Source organism: Stappia sp. ICDLI1TA098 (genome assembly GCF_054880955.1).
The window spans coordinates 98,069-115,646 of record NZ_JBTZBT010000004.1 but is presented as its reverse complement, the minus strand read 5'-3'; the positions used below and the strand labels follow the sequence as shown (position 1 = coordinate 115,646).

Genomic DNA, 17,578 nt, shown 5'->3' with positions numbered 1-17,578 from the left:
CTAAGATTGCTCCATTCGCACAGACGGGTTTCATCGCCCCGGAGCACTGTAGGGTCATGGATCTAGGTTCGATCATCGGTATCGTTGCGGCCTTCGTGGTCGTGTTGATCGCCATCTTGCTTGGCGGCACAATCTCGCAGTTCATCGACATCCCATCCGTCCTCATCGTGGTGGGTGGCGGCCTCGCGGCGACGCTGGTGCGCTTTCCACTTTCCGGCATCGGCAGCGCCTTCATCGTCGGCAGCAAGGTCGCCTTCACCCATAAGAAGACCAGCCCGCGCGACCTCATCGAGGAAATCACGCGCCTCGCCGACACCGTGCGCAAGTCCGGTCCGCTCGGTCTGGAAAGCGTCGAGGTCAGCGACGCAACGCTGGCCAAGGGCGTCCAGTACATCGCCGACGGCTACGAGATGGATTTCATCAAGGAAACGATGGAACGCGAGCGCGATCTGTTCCTTGATCGGCTCGGCGAGGGCAAGAAGGTCTTCAAGGCGCTCGGCGATTCCGCTCCCGCCTTCGGCATGATCGGGACGCTGGTCGGCCTGGTGCAGATGTTGGCGACGATGGACGATCCCTCGACCATCGGCCCCTCCATGGCCATCGCGCTGCTGACGACACTCTACGGCGCTCTGATTTCCAACGTCGTCTGCCTGCCGATCGTCGACAAGCTCGACTCCAAGTTCGACACCGAGGAGGTCAACCAGACCCTGGTCATCGACGGTGTCATGCAGATCCGCCAGAACAAGAGCCCGGCGCTGATCCGCGACATGCTGATCGCCTACCTGCCCGAAAAGATCCGCGCCGACTTCGCCGAGGCGGCCTGACGGCCGGAAAGGACACGCTGACCGATGGCCAAGAAAAAGCAGCAAGGCGGCGGCGGCGCCCCGGAGTGGCTCGTCACCTTCGCCGACCTGATGTCCCTTCTGGTGTGCTTCTTCGTGCTCATCATTTCCTTTTCGATCCAGGACAAGCAGAAGCTCCAGATCGTCGCCGGTTCGATGCGCGAGGCCTTCGGCATCAAGGAAAGCTCACGGCGCAACGGCATCATGGAAATCGAAGGCATCCCGGTACGCGAGTACATGAAGGACGTGTCACAGGTTCCCGACGACTTCGATTCGGACTTCGCCTCCGAGATGCACGAAGAGCGGCGCAAGCAGGGACCGGAGGCCGACACCCACGATGCCCGGGAAACGGACATCGAGAAGCCCCGCCAGTTCGCCACGGCGGCTGCATCGCTGCGTCAGGCCTGGCAGGAAATGCCCGACATCACCGAAATCTCCTCGAACATCATTCTCGAGGAAAGCGACGAGGGGCTCAACATCACCCTCGTCGACCAGGACGGCCGGTCCATGTTCCCGGAAGGATCAAAGTATCCCTATGAGGTGACCCGCCGGCTGCTCGCCCGCATGGCGCCGGTGATCGCGCAGATGCCGAACCGCATCCAGATCACGGGCCATACGACCTCCGGCGGCCTGACCACAAATCCCGGCTACACCAATTGGGAACTGTCCGCCGACAGGGCGAACGCCGCGCGCCAGATCCTCTCCGACTACGGCATTCCCTCCGACCGGTTCTACGGCGTGGTCGGCAAGGCCGACACCGAGCCGCTGTTTCCCAACGACCCCTATCTGGCCGCCAACCGGCGGATCGGCATCCTGCTGATGAAGGAAGACCCGCCGCTGCCGCTCGGACACACACCGTAATCCGCCGGCCTCTTCTCAGTCCGCGTGCTCGATCAGCAGCGTCGAGCCGTCGAGCGCGAGCACCCGCACCCGCGTTCCCGCCGGTGCGTCCGGGCCGCGCACGCGCCAGACCGTGTCGTCTATGGCGATGCGGCCGCTGCCATCGAGGATCGGCTCGCGCAGGACGTAAGTCTGCCCGACGAACCGGCTTCCGCGCCGATTGAGATGCGGCTCTCCGCCCTCGTCCGGGTAGCGGCGCAGCAACGCGCGGCCGGCGAGCAGGCTTGCCAGCGACAGCCCCGCAAAAAGCAGGACTTCCGCCTGCCAGCCGACGTCGACGAAGATCGCCAGCGTTCCCACGACCAGCGCCGACAATCCGAACCACAGGAAGAAGGTGCCCGGCGCCAGCACCTCAAGACCGAGCAAAACCAGCCCTATGATCCACCAGAGCCAGGGGCCAAGCTCGGACACCAGCCGCTGCAGCACCATCGCTCAACCCTCGCCGCGGTCGGTCGGGCGGGCACCGGCCGTCGGCACGCCACCTCTGCGGCGCGGCTTGTCGTCGGATCCGAACGCGTCGCGGGCGATCTCGGCGATACCGCTGAGCGATCCCAGGATGGCGGTGGTTTCCGTCGGCAGGATCAGCAGCTTCTGGTTCGGCGAGCGTGCAAACTGGCCGAGCGCCTCCACGTATTTGTTGGCAACGAAATAGTTGATCGCCTGCACGTCGCCGCCGGCGATGGCCTCGCTGACGAGCTGGGTCGCCTTGGCCTCGGCCTCGGCCGAACGCTCGCGCGCCTCGGCATCGCGGAATGCCGCCTCGCGCCGTCCCTCGGCCTGCAGGATAAGCGACTGCTTCTCGCCTTCCGCCTGCAGGATCTCCGACTGGCGCTTGCCTTCCGCCTCGAGGATCGAAGCCCGCTTCTCGCGCTCCGCCTTCATCTGCCGGCCCATCGCGTCGACGAGGTCGACGGGCGGGTTGATATCCTTGATCTCGATGCGGGTCATCTTCACGCCCCAGGGGCTGGCCGCCGCGTCGACGACCTTGAGCAGGCGCAGGTTGATCTCGTCGCGGTTGGAAAGCAGCTCGTCGAGGTCCATCGAGCCCATGACGGAGCGGATGTTGGTCATGGTCAGGTTGAGGATCGCATTCTCCAGCCCCGAGACCTCATAGGCGGCGCGGGCCGCGTCGAGCACCTGATAGAAGGTGACGCCATCGGCCGTGATCGACGCGTTGTCGCGGGTGATCACCTCCTGCGAGGGAACGTCGAGCACCTGCTCCATCATGTTGATCTTGCGGCCGACACGGTCGACGAAGGGAATGATGAAGTTGAGGCCCGGCTGCAGCGTCTTGCGGTACCGGCCGAAACGTTCGACCGTCAGGTTGTAGCCCTGCGGCACCGTCTTGATGCCGGCGATGACGACAATGACGGCCAGCACGAACAGGCCGACGACGACCAGATCCGGTCCGATCAGTCCTTCAGGCATTCCGCGATCCTCCAGAACGCGGCTCGGCCCCGCGCGTGGCTGGCGCGCAAGGGTGCGCGCGGGGCATGATGTACGCGCTCACGCGCGAACTGCAAGCCCGCGCGGACCGACCCCGAGAAGGGTCGGCGTCCGCTCCTGACCTCAGATCCAGCCGGAAAGCTCGCGCAACACGACAGAACGGATTACGCGCATACCCGGATCGCTGTCGTTCAGGCAGGGAATATGGGCAAAATGCTCGCCACCATTCTCGTGGAAGATCTCGCCAACCTCGCCGGCAATCTCCTCGAGCGTTTCCAGGCAGTCGGCGACGAAACCCGGATTGAGCACGGCAACGCGCTTCGTGCCCGCTTTCGCCAGCGCCTCGACTGTCTTGTCCGTATAGGGCTGGAGCCACTCCTCCGGGCCGAACCGGCTCTGGAATGTGAGCTTCAGCCGCTCCTCGCTCCAGCCGAGCCGCTCGCGCAGCAGCCGCGTCGTCTTCTGGCAATGGCAGTGATAGGGATCGCCCCGTTTGAAATAGGACTGCGGAATGCCGTGATAGGAGGTGATCACCACCTCAGGCTCGAAATCGAGGCCGGCAAGATGCGTCTCGATCGACTCGGCCAGCGCATCCACATAGGCCGGGTCGTCATGATAGGGCGGCACGGTCCTCAATGCCGGCTGCCAGCGCAGCTTGAGCAGCTCCTTGAAGATCACGTCGTTGACGGTGGCCGTGGTCGAGGCGGAATACTGCGGGTAGAGCGGGAACGCCAGAATGCGGTCGCAACCCTGTTCGCGCAGGTGCTCGAGCCGCGAGGCGATCGACGGATTGCCGTATCGCATCGCCCAGTCGACGACGATCCGGTCGTCCACGCCGGCAAGCTCGGCGGCGAGCTTGTCGGACTGGGCGCGCGTGATCGTGCGCAGCGGCGATTCGTCGAGTTCCTTGTTCCAGATTTCCTCATACGCCTTGCCCGACTTCTTCGGGCGAGTGTTGAGCACGATGCCGTAGAGGATCGGATACCAGAGCGCCTTGGGCCATTCGATCACGCGCTTGTCGGTGAGGAACTCCTGAAGGTAGCGGCGCATGGAGCGGAAATCGGTGCCGTCCGGCGTGCCGAGATTGACGAGAAGCACACCGATGCGACCGGCCTTGACCGGCGGATGCGCGGCGGGAAGCCTGATCCGGCCCATCTCGCGCGCCCTCGTGTCGTCTCCAGTTTCGGTCCCGGCCTGGGTAGTGCTGTCCGCGTTCATGATCTTCCGTGTCGCTCCTGGTCGCTTGCGGCTCGAAAACGCCGACGCCGTCGTCTCGCCGCACTTAAGGCAGACGCACCTCTGCGTCCACATGGTCTTGCTGAACTTTTCATACGCAAGGCCGGGCCGACAGGATCGCCTCGACACGCGGCGCAATGACGCAGTCAAAATATTGGCATTAATTACGATGTAATTTGCATCATGCCCTTAACCCGGAATTTAGCCGGAAAGACTATTTGTTGCCTGGCGCGCGGCGCGTGTTTTTTTGAGTCGGCCGGGGCGTATATCCGGCGGTGAATGCATTTACGTAGTTTGGTGGAACCTTGCGGAAACACAGGATCCTTCTCATCGAGGAAAGCGCTCCGGCGCGCCGTCTCATCCGCGAAATGCTCGAGCGTATCGGCTTCGAGCACGTCGAGGAGGCAGCCGGCGTCAAGGCTGGCGAGCGCCTTCTTGAAGCCCAGGGCTTCGATCTGGTGCTGCTCGAGTGGCGGCAGCCGCGCCTGGAGGGCATGCGCTTCCTCAAGCGTCTCAGGGCGGACGAGCGTCTGCGCCTGGCGGTGACTCCGGTGATCGTTTCCTGCGCCGATGTCGACCTGGAGCTTCTCAAGCTTGCCGCGGATCTCGACGCGCATTCCGTGCTGGCCAAGCCCTTCTCGCTGAAGAGCCTGAAGTCGCATGTGGAAGCGGTGCTTGGCGCCGCGCCGGCCAGGGCGAAGCTCCGCGTGCCGAAGGGCACGGCCAAGCCGGTCGAGGAAGAGCCGCCGCGCGCAGCGGAGCCGGATGCGACCGCCGAGGACGATATCTTCTATCTGTAGGAGGCCCAGGCCGAAGCAGGCACGATCACACGTGCCGGTAGCGCTCGGCCACCTTGAACCAGAACTCGACGATGGTGTTGAGCACCTCGCTCATGCCGGCAAGGCTGTCGGCCTTGGTGACCACGGCATTGGCGCCGGCCGCGTAGGCACGGCGTATCGTCACCGCATCGTCGGCGGTCGTGAACACGCAGACAGGAAGGGCGCTGAGGTTTGTGTGGGCCCGAAGCTTGCCGAGAAACTCCGTTCCGCTCATCACCGGCAAATTGAGGTCGAGAAGCACGAGGTCGGGAAGAGCGTCGCCCTGCGCGTCCAGAAACGCCAGAGCATCCGCGCCATCCTCGACGGTGTTGATCCTCACCGGCACCGATGAGGCCTTGAGCGCCATCTCGATAAGGCGCACATCATCCGGATCGTCCTCAACCAGAAGGATGAAGGCCTCGTTCTCCGGGCTGTCGAGCGTGGTCATGAAGCTGCGCCTGCAATTTCCCCGCGCCGGTATCGCGCACTTCCTGCATAGGACGAAACCGGTGGGTGTCGCAACACCTGGCGACACGCGCATTCACAGGCAGGCGCACGCCTGTGCCTCAGGCGTCGTAGGAACGCTCGTCGGAAATCACCTTGCCGTCGTTGGGAAGCTCACCCGGCGCGATCCGCTCGACCGAGCCGGACAGCTTGGTGATCTCGCGCATGGTCGCCTTCAGCGCGTCGTCGAGCCCCTCCGCCCGGGCATCGGTTTCATAGGCAAGCCGCATCACGTCCTGCTCCTGCCGGCGCTCGACGATCAGCCGCGCCCGCGCCACCTCCGGATGGCGCAGCAGGATCTGGGCGACCTGCTGCGGGTCGACGAACATGCCCTTGATCTTGGTGCGCTGGTCGGCCCGCCCCATCCAGCCCTTGAGGCGCATGTTGGTGCGCCCGCAGGACGAGCGGCCCGGCAACACGGCCGAAAGATCGCCGGTGCCGAAGCGGATCAGCGGGTAGCTGCGGCTGAAGTTGGTGACGACGAGTTCGCCGACCTCGCCCACGGGCACCGGCGTATCCGTGCCCGGACGCACGATTTCCACGATCACCCCTTCGTTGACGATCATGCCCTCGTCCGCCGTGCTCTCATAGGCGATGACGCCCAGGTCCGCGGTCGCATAGGCCTGCAGAACCTTGACCCCGCGCGCCGCATATTCCGCCCTGAGGCTTGGAAACAACGCACCGCCCGAGACCAGCGCCTTGCGAAGGGAGGAGGCGTCGCGGCCGAGTTCCTGCGCCTTGTCGAGCAACACCTTGAGGTAGTCCGGCGTTCCCGCGTAGCCCGTCGGCTTCAGCGTCTCGATCGCCTCCACCTGCATTTCCGTGTTCCCGACGCCGGCGGGAAACACCGCGCAGCCTGCCGCGCGGGCGCCGTGGTCGAGGATGAACCCGCCCGGTGTCAGATGATAGGACAGCGCGTTGTGGACGATGTCGCCCGGCCTGAAGCCGGCGGCATGAAACGCCCGCCCCGCGTTCCACGGATCGGCGCCCTCGCCCTGCGGCTCCCAGATCGGTCCGGGCGACATGAAGATGCGGTTCATCTGCGACACTTTGCCGGCGGCGAAACCGCCGAAGGGCGGCTCGTCCCTCTGTGCGCTCATCAGCTCGGACTTGCGCAGCACCGGAAGGCGTGCCAGGGCCGCCCGGTCGCGCACCGCGCCCGGCTCGATCTTGCCGAGATGACCGGCCCAGCCGGCGGCGAACTCCACCGCCCTTGCGATCTGGTCGGGCAGGCGCTGAAACAGATCCGCCTCGCGCTCGTCAGGATCACGGACCTCAAGCTCGTCAAAATACCGCTCGCTCATGGCTCAACCCTTGCTTTGAATGCGCAGCGGCAAGGCCGCCATTGCCGTGCCGACATCACGCCAGCCAGCGCTTGCGACGCTTGTAGTGCTTCACGTTTCGGAAGGATCTGCGCCCCTCGCCACCGACGCCGAGGTAGAATTCCTTCACGTCCTCGTTCTCCCGCAGCGCCTTCGCCTCGCCATCGAGCACGATGCGCCCGGACTCCAGGATGTATCCGTAGGTGGCATAGCGCAGCGCGACATTGGTGTTCTGCTCGGCCAGCAGGAAGGAAACCCCCTCCTTCTGGTTCAGCTCGCGCACGATCTCGAAGATCTCCTCGACCAGCTGCGGGGCAAGGCCCATCGACGGCTCGTCGAGCAGGATCATGCTCGGACGGCTCATCAGAGCGCGACCGATCGCGCACATCTGCTGCTCGCCGCCGGAGGTGTAGCCCGCCTGACTGGAGCGGCGCTCCCTGAGGCGGGGGAAATAGGCATAGACCTTCTCCAGGCTGGCGCGCACCGCCGCGTCGCCGTCACGCCGGGTAAAGGCTCCCGTCAGGAGGTTTTCCTCGATGGTCAGGTGGCCGAAGCAATGCCGCCCCTCCATGACCTGAATGCAGCCGCGGCGCACCAGGTCGCTCGGCGACAACGCCTGCACCTGTTCGCCCTTGAAGGTGATCGACCCCTTGGTCACGTCGCCGCGCTCGGCCTGCAGCAGGCTCGACACGGCCTTGAGCGTCGTCGTCTTGCCGGCGCCGTTGGCACCCAAAAGCGCAACGATGCCGCCCTCTGGCACGGTCAGCGAGACGCCCTTCAGAACGAGGATCACGTGGTTGTAGATGACCTCGATGTTGTTCACGGCGAGGATCGTCGAAGCGGCCGTTTCGCTCTGTCGTGCGGTGGCGTCCATGTCACTCTTCCGGCGCTGGTCGTTGGGCGGGCCGGCCCGGGCTTTTCCAGGCTCGGGCCGGCGGGTCTGCTGCCGGTCCGCGGCTGTCGCCGCGAGCCGGGGTTCTTGCATTGATGCCGCTGCGATCACTTCGCCGGGCAGGCATCCGCGCGCGCCGGCCACGGCGCGTTGGACGTGGCATAGTCCTTTGAGGCCTGCATCAGGATCGGCGTCACCTCTTCGGTCATCGGCGAGAACCAGTCGGTCGCCGGGACCCACTTCTCGCCGTCCCATTCCTGGATGAACAGCGGGTGGTGACCGGAGTGGTTGGCGCAGGTGATCTCCAGCGGCGCGATCATGCCCTTCAGGCCGATGGCCTCCAGGCGTGCCTCGTCGATCTTCAGGTTCTCCAGGCCGACGCGCATGTCCTCGGCATTGATCACCTTCTTGCCGGTCATCTCCTGGGCGGTGCGGATTGCCTCGACCATGTAGACCGCGTTGACGACACCGCGGTTGTAGAGGTTCTCGCCAAGCGTGCTCGGCGGGGTCTGCGACTTGCCCGCGTCGACGACCAGCTTCTTGATGTCCTGGATCGCCGGATAGTCGGCACCGACATTGTTGAAGCTGACCGACTTGTAGCCCTTGGTGCCCGTGCCGCCGGCGCGTGCGTCCTCATCGCCGCCGGCCCACCACACGCCGATGAACTTCGTCATGTCGAAGCGGTTCTTCACCGCCTCCTTGATGGCGGTCGGGTTCATGGCGCCCCAGCCCCACATCACGACATAATCGGGACGGTCGCGACGGATCGAGAGCCACTGCGAGGACTGGTTCTGCATCTCCTTGCCCGGTACCGGGTACTGCAGCACCTCGAAGCCATACTTCTGGGCGAGGTTGTCGAGCAGGGGGATCGGCTCGCGCCCATAGCCTGCGTCAAGGAAGATGTAGCCGATCTTCTTGCCCTTGAGCTTGTCCATGCCCCCTTCCTGCTCGCCGATATACTTGACGATTGCCGAGAGCCCGTCCCAGTAGGTATCCGGCGGATTGAAGACCCACGGGAAGGTGTTGCCGTCGGCCGCCGCGGAGAGGCCGTAAGCCATCGACAGAACCGGGATCTTGTCGACCGACGACTTCGGGATGACCTGCAGCGTGATGCCGGTCGACCACGGATTGAACACCAGCGTGTTCTTGGCCTTGGCCTGCTCGTAGCACTCCACGCCCTTCTGCGTGTCGTAGCCGGTCTCGCACTCGTCGAAGGCGATCTTGACGCCGTTCACACCGCCGTCGCGCTCGTTGACCATCGCCAGGTAGTCGGACATGCCGTTGGCGATGTGGATGCCCGATCCGGCATAGGGGCCGGTCCGATAGGTCGGCAGCTGGATGTAGACGGAATCCTCGGCGACGGCCGGAGCAGCGAAGGACGCCGCCAGGCCCACCAGGACCGATCCCGCCAGGAGAGTTCTCATGCGCATGTCTTTCCTCCCATTCGCGCCCCTTGCGGAGCCTTGCCCCGGGGGTCTCGCCATCCGGACCTGGGTCCGGCTTGCGCCCCGATGGCCTGTCTGAGGGTCACCCTCCCCGCGGATCCTCCCTGATCACGCGTACGGGAACGGCCAGACCCTGAGTTTCTCCTTTCCGATCGCCCACAGCCGGGCCAGCCCGTGCGGTTCGACGATCAGGAAGAAGATGATGAGCGCACCGATGGTCATCTGCGCGCCCTGAAAGACGGTCTCGGCGGCCACGTCGACGCCGAGCGCCGGCAAGCCGACGCGCAGCAGGATCGGCAGGATCCAGATGAACGCCGCGCCGAAGAAGGATCCCACCAGCGAGCCGAGGCCCCCGATGATCGCCATGAACAGAACCTGGAACGACAGGGTGATCGAGAACACCGCCGGTTCCGAGGCCCCAAGATAGAAGAACACGAACATCGCGCCGGCGAGGCCGCACACATAGGACGACACGGCAAATGCCGAGAGCTTGGCGATCAGCGGCCGAACGCCCATCAGCTCGGCGGCGATGTCCATGTCGCGGATCATCATCCACTGCCGGCCGATGCGCCCGCGGATCAGGTTCTTCAGGAGCAGCGTCATCACCACGACGATCGCCAGGACCACGTAGTAGCGGGCGCCGGCGCCAGCCGCCGGGCCGGTGATCAGCGTGCCCATGATCTCGCGCCCTGGCACCTCGATCGCGCCGGAGGAATTGTAGTTGTAGAGCCACGGGATGCGGATGAAGCACCACTCGAGGAAGAACTGCGCCGCAAGTGTCGTCACCGCGAGATAGAGGCCCTTGATGCGCAGCGACGGCAGGCCGAAAACGACACCCGCGGCGGCGGCGAAGGTCCCCGACAGAAGGATGTGAACGACGACATTCACCTCGGGGAAGATGGTCACCAGCTTGTAGCAACTGTATGCGCCGACCCCCATGAAGGCGCCGGTACCCAGCGACAGCTGGCCTGCATAGCCCGTCAGGATATTGAGACCGATGGTCGCCAGCGCCAGGACCAGGAAGGGAATGGCGACAGCGGAGAGCACGAACTCACTCGCCACCATCGGCAGGAGAAGCGCGAGGACGAGGATGACGGCAACGCCGACGCGGTCCTGGCGGATCGGGAAGATCTGCTGGTCGGCCGCGTAGGTCGTCTTGTACTGGCCGGCTTCACGATAGAACATGACGTGCTCCTCAGATCCGCTCGATGATTTTTTCGCCGAACAGGCCCTGCGGCCGGAACAGCAGGACGAGCAGCGCGATCACATAGGCGAGCCAGCTCTCGATACCGCCCCCCACCAGGCCACCCCAGTAGATCTCTCCGACCTTCTCGCCTATGCCGATGATCAGCCCGCCGATGATGGCACCCGGGATCGAGGTGAAACCGCCCAGGATCAGCACCGGGAGGGCCTTCAGCGCCACGATCTCGAGTGCGAAGGAGACGTCCGAGCGTGCGCCCCACATGATACCGGTGGCGAGTGCGACGATGCCGGCGGCGAACCAGACAATCGCCCAGATCTGATTGAGCGAGATGCCGACCGACAGGGCCGCCGTATGGTCGTCGGCGACAGCGCGCAGGGCGCGGCCGATACGGGTGCGGTTGAAGAAGACAGCGAGGCTGCCGACCATCAGCAGCGCGATGACCGCGGCAGCGATGTCGATGTGTTGGAGGATGACGAGCCCGCGATCACCTATCTCGAAGGCGGTCGAGCCGGTCGGCAGGCCGAGCTCGGAGGTGATCATCTGCTTCGGCTCGCCGCCGAAGATGACCTCGCCAAGACCAATCAGGAAGTAGGTCATGCCGATGGTCGCCATCAGCAGGATGATGTCCGGCTGTCCGACCAGCGGCCGCATGACGAACTTCTCGATGCACACGGCGAGGATCGCCATGATGCCGATCGCCAGGATCAGCGCCAGCCAGGCCGGCACCCCCTTCTCGTGGAGGCCGACCAGGGATAGGCCGGCGAACACGACCATGATGCCCTGCGCGAAGTTGAAGACGCCCGAAGCCTTGTAGATCAGCACGAAACCGAGCGCGATCAGGGCGTAGAGCACGCCGGCGACGAAGCCCTCCCAGACCACCTGGATCAGAAAGTCCGGAGCGCCGACCATCTGCACGAAGGGGTCGATGAATATGTTGTAGAGCATGTCCATTAATGCGCCCCCCCGAGATACGCGTCGATCACATCCTGGTTCGACTGCACCTCCTCGGGAGGCCCGTCGGCGATCTTGCGGCCATAGTCGAGCACCACGACCCGGTCGGACAGATCCATGACCACCCCCATGTCGTGCTCGATGAGCGCGATTGTCGTGCCGAACTGCTGGTTGACGTCAAGGATGAAGCGGCTCATGTCCTCCTTCTCCTCCAGATTCATGCCCGCCATTGGCTCGTCGAGCAGCAGCAGCTCCGGCTCCATGGCAAGCGCGCGGGCAAGCTCGACCCGCTTCTGCAACCCGTAGGGCAGCCGCCCAACCGGCGTCTTGCGGATCGCCTGGATCTCGAGGAAGTCAATGATCTCCTCCACCTTGCGGCGATGCTCGATCTCCTCCTTCAGCGCCGGCCCCCAGTACAGGCACTGCCAGAAGAAGTTGCTGCGCATCTTCAGGCCGCGCCCGGTCATGATGTTGTCGAGCGTCGTCATGCCCTTGAAGAGGGCGACGTTCTGGAAGGTGCGGGCGATGCCCTGGCTTGCCGCCTCATAGGGCTTCATCTTGCGCCGCACCTCGCCGCGCCAGGTGATCGTGCCTTCCTGAGGATGGTAGAAGCCGTTGATGACATTGAGCATCGACGTCTTGCCCGCACCATTCGGGCCGATGATTGCGCGCACCTCTCCCTTGCGGATATCGAAGGAAATATTGGTGATCGCCTTCACGCCGCCGAAGGAGAGCGAGACACTGTCCACCGCCAGCAGCACGTCGCCGCGCCGGACGCCGGAAGGGGAGCCGGCCATGCGTGCCGGATCGACTGGGGCGTTCATTCCGCGGCCTCCTTCATCCCGCCCGGCGTCACCGGATAGAGCGTCATGTCGCGGATCTCGACGGTCGCCTCGATGCCACCCTTGCGCCCGTCCTCATAGGTGACCTCGGTGCGCACGTGCTTCGAAGTGGAGCCGTCGTAGAGCGCCTCGATCAGCGGCGCGTAGCGCTCGGCGATGAAGGAGCGGCGCACCTTCTGGGTCCGCGTCAGCTCGCCGTCGTCGGCGTCGAGCTCCTTGTGCAGGATCAGGAAACGCTTGACCTGCGACCCCGCCATCATCGGCTCACCGGCGAGATCCCGGTTCACCTGGTCGACATGCTCGCGCACCATCTCGTAGACATGCGGATGGGCGGCCAGCTCCTGATAGGAGGCATAATTGACGTTGTTCCGCTCCGCCCAGGAGCCGACCGAGGTCAGGTCGATGTTGACGAAGACCCCGCAGAAGTCGCGACCGTCGCCGAAGGCCACCACTTCCTTGATATTGGGAAAGAACTTGAGTTTGTTCTCGATGTATTTCGGCGCAAACAAGGCCCCGTCGGACAGCTTGCCGACGTCCTTCGCCCTGTCGATGATCTTGAGGTGACCGTTGTCAGCGATGAAGCCCGCGTCGCCCGTCAGCACCCAGCCGTCCTCGGTCTTGGTCGCGCGCGTTGCTTCGTCGTTCTTGTAGTAGCCGACGAAGACGCCCGGCGAGCGGTAGAGCACCTCGCCGTTGTCGGCGATCTTCAGCTCCACGCCGGTCGCCGGCGTGCCCACCGTGTCGCCATGGATCTCGCCGTCCGGCTGCATCGTGATGTAGACGCTGGCTTCCGTCTGGCCGTAGAGCTGCTTCAGGTTCAGGCCCAGCGCCCGGTAGAAGCGGAAGATCTCCGGCCCGATCGCCTCGCCGGCGGTGTAGCCGACCTTCATGCGGGTGAAGCCCATCTGGTTCTTCAGCGGCCCGTAGACCAGGATCTCGCCGAGCCCGTAGAGCAGCCGGTCCGTGGTCGCCACGCTCTCGCCGTTGAGGATCTTCTCGCCGACCCGGCGCGCCACCCCCATGAAGTAGTCGAACATGCGCTTCTTGAGGCGGCTGGCGTCCTCCATGCGCACCATGATGTGGGTGAGCAGGCCCTCGAAGACGCGCGGCGGAGCGAAGAAATAGGTCGGCGCGATCTCGCGCCGGTCGGACAACACCGTCTCCAGGCTTTCCGGGCAGTTGACGCAATACCCGGCCGTATAGGCCTGGGCCAGCGAGAAGACGTGGTCGCCAATCCAGGCCATCGGCAGGTAGGCGAGCGTTTCCTCCGTCTCGTCGAGGCGATCGAAGGCGTTTCCGTTGCGCGCCGAGATGACCAGATTGTCGAAGGAGAGCATCACCCCCTTGGGGCGGCCGGTGGTGCCGGAGGTGTAGAGCATGACGGCGATGTCGCGGCCCTGTGCGGCCGCGATGTCCTCGAGCCAGGCGGCTTCCCTGCCGGCGTCGTCGGCCAGCGTCGCCCTGCCCGCCTTCTGCAGCTCCTCGAAGGAATGCAGCCGGGCGTGGTCGTAGTCGCGAAGGCCGCGGGGCTCGTCGTAGACGACATGTTCGAGGCGGGGCAGGCTCTGCGACATGGAAAGGACCTTGTCGACCTGCTCCTGGTCCTCGACGCAGGCGAAGCGGACCTCGGCGTGCTCGAGCACGAAGGCCATCTCCTCGGCGACGGAGTCCGAATAGAGCGGGACGGGTACGCCGCCCAGCGACTGCGCCGCGACCATGGCCCAGTAGAGCCGCGGCCGATTCGCGCCGATGATGGCGATCCTGTCGCCGCGGGCGAATCCGATATCGCGAAGTCCGATGGAAAAGGCGCGGATTTCCTCCAGCACCTCGGCCCATGTCCACACCTGCCAGATTCCGAAATCCTTCTCCCGCATTGCCGGACGGTCCGCGAAGACACTGGCGTTGCGCAGGAGGATTTTCGGAAAGGTGTCCTCACCGAGGCGCTCGGTGACGGGCGACCCTGCCATTGCGTTTCTTCCCCTCTGGACGCCCCGATTTTTCGGGGTCTCGTCATTCTGTGCGCTTATCTGACCACCGCCCTCCTCCGCGAACAAGCATCGATTGTATCGACGGGACTTGCTCGCGATTGACGCTGGTCATGCGCTTGAGGAAACGCTATTGCGGCGACGTTGCGCCAATATGTGCGAACTGTTTCGAATTGTTTCAGCGCACCCCGCCAGGTTGCCGCCTTTTCGTTCGACAGCCGCCGCGCTTTGCATAAACTCCCCGTCATGACCAGCGGTGATCTCTACCGGGACCGCCTGGACCTCCTCCAGGCCGCGCTCGATCACATCAATCAGGGGTTTTCGGTCTTCGACGCGCAGCTTCAGCTCGTGGCGTGGAACCGTCAGCTCTTCGAGATGCTGGAATTCCCCATGCACCTCGCCCACCGCGGCGCGCCGCTGTCCGCCTTTCTCGAGGTCAATGCCGCACGCGGCGAATACGGCGACGGCGACATCGCCGAGATGATCGCCCGCCGCGTCGAGCGGGCGCGGCTGTTCGAGCCGCATTCCTTCGAGCGGGTGCGCCCGGACGGCCAGGTGGTTCTCGTCACGGGCGCACCGCTGCCGACCGGCGGCTTCGTTACCACCTACACCGACATCACCCGCGAGCGCGAGCATCAGGCGAACCTCGAACGCACCGTCGCCGAACGCACCCGCCAGTTGCGCCAGAGCGAGGACTGGCTGCGTCTGGTCACCGACAGCGTGCCCGCGCTCATTGCCTATGTCGGCCCCGGCCCGGTCTACCGCTTCGCCAACCGCCGCTATGCCAAGTGGTTCGACCAGACGGTGGAATCCCTGGTCGGGCGCCCGGTCGCCGATATCATCGGCCCCGAGCTTTATCCCGAGCTGGAACCGCATATCGCCAGGGCCTTCACCGGCCAGGCAGTTTCCTACGAATACGCGCGCAACCGCGCGACCGGCCGTATCGCGCACATGCGCTCGACCCTGATCCCCGACCGCACCGCCGACGGGCGGACGCTCGGCTGCTTCGTTCTCTCGCTCGACGTGACGGAGCAGAAACGCTCCGAGACGGCGCTTGCCCAGGCCCAGCGCATGGAGGCCGTCGGCCAGCTCTCCGGCGGGCTCGCCCATGACTTCAACAACCTGCTGACCATCATCATCGGCAACGTGCTCAGCCTGCGGCGCAAGGCCGACATTCCCGCGATGCCGGATCTCTCCGGCCACATCGACCCGATCCTCCAGGCGGCCCAACGCGGCGCCGACCTGACCCGCCGCCTGCTCGCCTTCGCGAAGGGGACCGCCGCCGACAGCAAGCCGGTCCGCCTTGCCGCCCTTCTCGCCAACATGGAAGGGCTGCTCTCCGGCTCGCTGCCGCGCGGCATCACCTTTTCGCTGGAGACCGGAGACGCCGATCCACCCGTACGGGTCGACCCGTCCGAGTTCGAGAACGCGCTCGTCAATCTCGTTCTCAACGCCCGCGATGCCATGCCCTCCGGCGGAACGATCCTTGTCCGCCTGGAGGAAGATGAGATTTCCCCGGCCAAAACCGCATCGCTCGGCATCGCGCCCGGGCGATACGCCCGCATCCTGGTCTGCGACACCGGCTCGGGCATGAGCGAGGACGTCCGCCGGCAGGCCTTTGATCCGTTCTTCTCGACCAAGCCCTTCGGCACGGGAAGCGGCCTCGGCCTTCCCACCGTCTACGGATTTGCGCGCCGCTCGGGAGGCTGCGTGTCGATCGAAAGCCGAAGCGGCCACGGCACGGAGATCCGCGTGCTGCTCCCCGTCACAGCCGATGCTGCCGTGGCCGACGGTGCCGACGAGACGCAGGGCACATGCCACGGCAACGGCGAACTGGTCTTGCTGGTGGAAGACGACGCCGCCGTCGCCGACGTGGTGCGCGACCAGCTCTGCGTCCTCGGCTATTCCGTCCTTGTCACCGGCGAGGCCGACGACGCGCTCGAACTCGTCGCCGAGGTCGGCGATATCCGCGCCGTGCTGAGCGACGTGGTGATGCCCGGCCAGATGAGCGGGCTGGTGCTGGCGGAGAAGATCCGCGCCGCACGGCCCGGCCTGCCGATCGCGCTGATGAGCGGCTATCGCGATGGCACCGACGGCGGCGCGCCGCTCCCCGACTGCCCGATCCTGTCGAAACCCTTCGCTGCGGGCTTGCTTGCCCGCACCATGAGCGAGATCCTGTCCCGATGACGACAGCCGCGCAGGGCCCGACAACCGCCGAGCCCCTCATCTTCATCGTCGAGGACGAGGCCGACATCCGCAGCCTGCTGGCGGAAACCCTTTCCGGCTACCGGTTCCGCACCGCCGCCTTCGCCAATGCCGACACGGCACTGGCCGCCCTCGACACGGCCTCGCCGGCCGCCGTGATCCTCGATCTCGGCCTGCCGGACATGGACGGCCTCGAGGCGATCAACCGCATCCGCGCAACCGGCCCGGTCCCCATCCTCGTGCTTTCCGCGCGCAGCCATGCCTCCGACCGGATCATGGGGCTGGAATTCGGCGCCGACGACTATGTGGTGAAGCCCTTCGACCCGCGCGAGATCGTCGCCCGGGTGCGCTCGCTGCTGCGCCGCAGCGCCACGGCGTCTCCAACCGCTGGAGACGCGGAGCCGCTCGACATCGCCCGCTTTGCCGGATGGCGTTTCGAGCCCGGCTCGCACCGCCTGGTTTCCCCGGAGGGCGAGGAGACCTTCCTGTCGACCGGCGAGGCGACACTCCTCGGCGCTTTGCTGCGCGCGCCCAAGCGCGTGCTTTCGCGCGACTATCTGCTCGAGCATGGCGGACGCGACGACACGCTCGACCGGGCAATCGACGTGCGCATCTCCCGCATCCGCAAGAAACTGACGCGCCCCGACGAGCCGCCGCTGATCCGCACCATCTACGGCTCGGGCTACATGCTGACGACCCAGGTCGACTGGGGCGGCTGACCGCCGCCAAGGCAAGCTCCCGCGATCAATGGCAATGATAAGGCTTGGAGCCGGCGTGGCAGCACTTGCCCGGCGGGCTGTCCTTGCGACATCCGCCGCCATGGGCGCTGGCAAGCGCCGTCATCCCCACAACAAAAACAACAGCACAGATAATGATGCGCACTGCACTCATCGGTCGTCCTCCCTGGAAACCCCGGCGAGCGTAGCCGAATTACACTGTTAAATGCACGTAATTTCAAAATACAACCCTGACACAACCTCCGGTAT

17 protein-coding genes are annotated in these 17,578 nt (G+C 65.2%); 5 read left to right on the top strand and 12 right to left on the bottom strand.

The genetic code is table 11. From position 1 onward, the window contains the following. The first annotated feature begins 56 nt into the window (after positions 1 to 56). Positions 57 to 824 (top strand): motility protein A, encoded by a 768-nt coding sequence (locus tag ACSLUQ_RS18115; protein WP_417772949.1) that lies wholly within the window; start codon positions 57 to 59, stop codon positions 822 to 824. A gap of 24 nt (positions 825 to 848) precedes the next feature. Next, positions 849 to 1,703 (top strand): OmpA/MotB family protein, encoded by an 855-nt coding sequence (locus ACSLUQ_RS18110; RefSeq protein ID WP_417772948.1) that lies wholly within the window; start codon positions 849 to 851, stop codon positions 1,701 to 1,703. Between the two features lie 15 nt (positions 1,704 to 1,718). Here the strand turns inward: ACSLUQ_RS18110 and ACSLUQ_RS18105 are convergent, their stop codons facing one another. The 3 genes from ACSLUQ_RS18105 to hemH all read right to left on the bottom strand — a co-directional run bounded on the left by ACSLUQ_RS18105 (position 1,719) and on the right by hemH (position 4,343). Beyond that, positions 1,719 to 2,171 carry an NfeD family protein gene (locus ACSLUQ_RS18105; protein ID WP_417772947.1) on the bottom strand — a complete coding sequence of 151 codons (453 nt, stop codon included), beginning with the start codon at positions 2,169 to 2,171 and terminating at the stop codon, positions 1,719 to 1,721. Between the two features lie 3 nt (positions 2,172 to 2,174). Continuing rightward, positions 2,175 to 3,170, bottom strand: a complete 996-nt coding sequence (locus tag ACSLUQ_RS18100; RefSeq protein ID WP_417772946.1) for an SPFH domain-containing protein — start codon at positions 3,168 to 3,170, stop codon at positions 2,175 to 2,177. Between the two features lie 141 nt (positions 3,171 to 3,311). Then, positions 3,312 to 4,343 carry a ferrochelatase gene (gene hemH, locus ACSLUQ_RS18095; protein WP_417773124.1) on the bottom strand — a complete coding sequence of 344 codons (1,032 nt, stop codon included), beginning with the start codon at positions 4,341 to 4,343 and terminating at the stop codon, positions 3,312 to 3,314. A 386-nt stretch (positions 4,344 to 4,729) separates the two neighbouring features. Here hemH and ACSLUQ_RS18090 point away from each other — a divergent pair, with 386 nt between their 5' ends. Beyond that, a complete protein-coding gene (locus ACSLUQ_RS18090; RefSeq protein WP_461809314.1) occupies positions 4,730 to 5,224 on the top strand; it encodes a response regulator in 495 nt (164 codons plus the stop codon). Positions 5,225 to 5,249: 25 nt separating this feature from the next. On the opposite strand, the gene ACSLUQ_RS18085 is transcribed toward ACSLUQ_RS18090, so the two are convergent. The 8 genes from ACSLUQ_RS18085 to ACSLUQ_RS18050 all read right to left on the bottom strand — a co-directional run bounded on the left by ACSLUQ_RS18085 (position 5,250) and on the right by ACSLUQ_RS18050 (position 14,369). Further along, positions 5,250 to 5,690 carry a response regulator gene (locus tag ACSLUQ_RS18085; RefSeq protein WP_417772944.1) on the bottom strand — a complete coding sequence of 147 codons (441 nt, stop codon included), beginning with the start codon at positions 5,688 to 5,690 and terminating at the stop codon, positions 5,250 to 5,252. Between the two features lie 118 nt (positions 5,691 to 5,808). Beyond that, positions 5,809 to 7,050 (bottom strand): phenylacetate--CoA ligase family protein, encoded by a 1,242-nt coding sequence (locus tag ACSLUQ_RS18080; protein ID WP_461809313.1) that lies wholly within the window; start codon positions 7,048 to 7,050, stop codon positions 5,809 to 5,811. Between the two features lie 55 nt (positions 7,051 to 7,105). After that, positions 7,106 to 7,942, bottom strand: coding sequence for an ABC transporter ATP-binding protein (locus ACSLUQ_RS18075; protein ID WP_417772942.1), 837 nt, complete (start codon positions 7,940 to 7,942; stop codon positions 7,106 to 7,108). Positions 7,943 to 8,067: 125 nt separating this feature from the next. Further along, positions 8,068 to 9,390 carry an ABC transporter substrate-binding protein gene (locus ACSLUQ_RS18070; protein WP_461809312.1) on the bottom strand — a complete coding sequence of 441 codons (1,323 nt, stop codon included), beginning with the start codon at positions 9,388 to 9,390 and terminating at the stop codon, positions 8,068 to 8,070. Between the two features lie 123 nt (positions 9,391 to 9,513). Then, complete coding sequence (locus ACSLUQ_RS18065) at positions 9,514 to 10,590, bottom strand: branched-chain amino acid ABC transporter permease (protein WP_461809311.1); 1,077 nt, start codon at positions 10,588 to 10,590, stop codon at positions 9,514 to 9,516. 10 nt (positions 10,591 to 10,600) lie between these two features. Beyond that, positions 10,601 to 11,554: a branched-chain amino acid ABC transporter permease gene (locus ACSLUQ_RS18060; protein WP_417772939.1), complete on the bottom strand. Its 954-nt coding sequence runs from the start codon at positions 11,552 to 11,554 to the stop codon at positions 10,601 to 10,603. A 5-nt stretch (positions 11,555 to 11,559) separates the two neighbouring features. Beyond that, a complete protein-coding gene (locus tag ACSLUQ_RS18055) occupies positions 11,560 to 12,384 on the bottom strand; it encodes an ABC transporter ATP-binding protein (protein WP_417772938.1) in 825 nt (274 codons plus the stop codon). Further along, positions 12,381 to 14,369 carry an AMP-binding protein gene (locus ACSLUQ_RS18050; RefSeq protein ID WP_417772937.1) on the bottom strand — a complete coding sequence of 663 codons (1,989 nt, stop codon included), beginning with the start codon at positions 14,367 to 14,369 and terminating at the stop codon, positions 12,381 to 12,383. Before ACSLUQ_RS18050 ends, ACSLUQ_RS18055 begins: the two co-directional genes overlap by 4 nt. Before the next feature lie 264 nt (positions 14,370 to 14,633). Here ACSLUQ_RS18050 and ACSLUQ_RS18045 point away from each other — a divergent pair, with 264 nt between their 5' ends. Both ACSLUQ_RS18045 and ACSLUQ_RS18040 read left to right on the top strand, forming a co-directional pair. Next, entirely contained in the window at positions 14,634 to 16,574 is a 1,941-nt protein-coding gene (locus tag ACSLUQ_RS18045) for a PAS-domain containing protein (protein ID WP_461809310.1), read from the top strand. Continuing rightward, complete coding sequence (locus ACSLUQ_RS18040; protein ID WP_461809309.1) at positions 16,571 to 17,311, top strand: response regulator transcription factor; 741 nt, start codon at positions 16,571 to 16,573, stop codon at positions 17,309 to 17,311. The genes ACSLUQ_RS18045 and ACSLUQ_RS18040 overlap by 4 nt, the downstream gene beginning before the upstream one ends. Before the next feature lie 25 nt (positions 17,312 to 17,336). On the opposite strand, the gene ACSLUQ_RS18035 is transcribed toward ACSLUQ_RS18040, so the two are convergent. After that, complete coding sequence (locus ACSLUQ_RS18035) at positions 17,337 to 17,483, bottom strand: hypothetical protein (RefSeq protein ID WP_461809308.1); 147 nt, start codon at positions 17,481 to 17,483, stop codon at positions 17,337 to 17,339. Between the last annotated feature and the right edge of the window lie 95 nt (positions 17,484 to 17,578).

Excerpts from the sequence above, each read along its gene's own strand:
- ACSLUQ_RS18110 (WP_417772948.1), top strand. The coding sequence starts at position 849 with ATGGCCAAGAAAAAGCAGCAAGGCGGCGGCGGCGCCCCGGAGTGGCTC.
- hemH (WP_417773124.1), bottom strand. The coding sequence starts at position 4,343 with ATGGGCCGGATCAGGCTTCCCGCCGCGCATCCGCCGGTCAAGGCCGGT.
- ACSLUQ_RS18075 (WP_417772942.1), bottom strand. The coding sequence starts at position 7,942 with ATGGACGCCACCGCACGACAGAGCGAAACGGCCGCTTCGACGATCCTC.
- ACSLUQ_RS18040 (WP_461809309.1), top strand. The coding sequence starts at position 16,571 with ATGACGACAGCCGCGCAGGGCCCGACAACCGCCGAGCCCCTCATCTTC.
- ACSLUQ_RS18115 (WP_417772949.1), top strand. The coding sequence starts at position 57 with ATGGATCTAGGTTCGATCATCGGTATCGTTGCGGCCTTCGTGGTCGTG.
- ACSLUQ_RS18070 (WP_461809312.1), bottom strand. The coding sequence starts at position 9,390 with ATGCGCATGAGAACTCTCCTGGCGGGATCGGTCCTGGTGGGCCTGGCG.
- ACSLUQ_RS18080 (WP_461809313.1), bottom strand. The coding sequence starts at position 7,050 with ATGAGCGAGCGGTATTTTGACGAGCTTGAGGTCCGTGATCCTGACGAG.
- ACSLUQ_RS18100 (WP_417772946.1), bottom strand. The coding sequence starts at position 3,170 with ATGCCTGAAGGACTGATCGGACCGGATCTGGTCGTCGTCGGCCTGTTC.
- ACSLUQ_RS18105 (WP_417772947.1), bottom strand. The coding sequence starts at position 2,171 with ATGGTGCTGCAGCGGCTGGTGTCCGAGCTTGGCCCCTGGCTCTGGTGG.
- ACSLUQ_RS18085 (WP_417772944.1), bottom strand. The coding sequence starts at position 5,690 with ATGACCACGCTCGACAGCCCGGAGAACGAGGCCTTCATCCTTCTGGTT.
- ACSLUQ_RS18045 (WP_461809310.1), top strand. The coding sequence starts at position 14,634 with ATGACCAGCGGTGATCTCTACCGGGACCGCCTGGACCTCCTCCAGGCC.
- ACSLUQ_RS18050 (WP_417772937.1), bottom strand. The coding sequence starts at position 14,369 with ATGGCAGGGTCGCCCGTCACCGAGCGCCTCGGTGAGGACACCTTTCCG.
- ACSLUQ_RS18060 (WP_417772939.1), bottom strand. The coding sequence starts at position 11,554 with ATGCTCTACAACATATTCATCGACCCCTTCGTGCAGATGGTCGGCGCT.
- ACSLUQ_RS18065 (WP_461809311.1), bottom strand. The coding sequence starts at position 10,590 with ATGTTCTATCGTGAAGCCGGCCAGTACAAGACGACCTACGCGGCCGAC.
- ACSLUQ_RS18035 (WP_461809308.1), bottom strand. The coding sequence starts at position 17,483 with ATGAGTGCAGTGCGCATCATTATCTGTGCTGTTGTTTTTGTTGTGGGG.
- ACSLUQ_RS18055 (WP_417772938.1), bottom strand. The coding sequence starts at position 12,384 with ATGAACGCCCCAGTCGATCCGGCACGCATGGCCGGCTCCCCTTCCGGC.